This window comes from Sphingobium sp. D43FB (assembly GCF_002312805.1).
Classification (GTDB): domain Bacteria; phylum Pseudomonadota; class Alphaproteobacteria; order Sphingomonadales; family Sphingomonadaceae; genus Sphingobium.
Genome location: NZ_NMUA01000199.1, coordinates 1 through 448 on the forward strand (window position 1 = coordinate 1; position 448 = coordinate 448).

General features: G+C 46.9%; 2 protein-coding genes. Both read right to left on the reverse strand.

The window, feature by feature from the left end; translation table 11 throughout:
- The coding region (locus SxD43FB_RS25735; protein ID WP_217988846.1) for a hypothetical protein at positions 1–195 on the reverse strand (195 nt) is incomplete at its 3' end.
- A 53-nt stretch (positions 196–248) separates the two neighbouring features.
- Positions 249–448, reverse strand: a 200-nt coding sequence (locus SxD43FB_RS25740) for a hypothetical protein (RefSeq protein WP_217988847.1), incomplete at its 5' end; no start/stop codon positions are given.

Consider the following 448-nt stretch of genomic DNA (forward strand, 5'->3'; position numbering starts at 1 on the left):
GAAGTATTTGAGAGCAGGTTTTTTGTAATCCGCCATTGAAGTGCTCAAAAACAGGGCGAATTTGTTGTGCTTTGCCGTAGGAAATAAATCATCAGTGCCTTCATGGCTCACGGATATTAAAAATCCGGCAACGATGGTGCATTTATTTTTGCTGCGTTGCGGGTAGCCATTCCGGCCTTCAGGTTTATCCGCCACCCATCGCTGCGATTAGCTGATCAGCACGGTCTGCCTGTATACAGAGGGATAGGTCAAGGTATTGGCGGTGGATGGGTGAGTATAAAAAACAGATGCTTAGGCGCGTGCGTTGATCCAGAACCTTTAAATATTTGTTGAGCACAGATATTGCATACAGCGCAGCGATGAGTGCCAAGGGTGAATATTTCACTCAATCCCGGCGTTATAAAGGCATGGGTCAAGCTACGCAGGCGTGGATGTGTTTCATTTACCC